Source organism: Janthinobacterium foliorum, from assembly GCF_978021625.1.
Genome location: NZ_CDXDQE010000092.1, coordinates 1 through 314 on the forward strand (window position 1 = coordinate 1; position 314 = coordinate 314).

General features: G+C 57.6%; 1 pseudogene. It reads right to left on the minus strand.

The features are described 5' to 3' along the window. A pseudogene (locus ACZ92H_RS29645) lies at positions 1 to 314 on the minus strand (ShlB/FhaC/HecB family hemolysin secretion/activation protein); the annotation flags it as partial.

Here is a 314-nt window from a genome sequence, read left to right on the forward strand (position 1 = left end):
GTCTCGCCGCCCAGGCTTTGCACGCGCGCCGCATTGAAACCGACTTTATTGAAGTGGCCATTGCTCTTCACCGTCAACTGGTCGATCAGCAGCGCCACCGGCGTCTGGATATCGATCTTGCCGGTGGTGTAAGTCAGCGAATACGTGCTCACGCCACCGCCGCCGAAGCCGTCCTTGCTGTCGCCATTGATGTTCAGCAGCCATACCTTGGCCTTCTTGTCGTTGACGGTGCCCGTCGATTCCGTCTTGTCCTGGAAGGTCTTGTCGTCGTAATTGATCTGCGCATACAGGTTGTTGCTGCGCGAACGGATCAG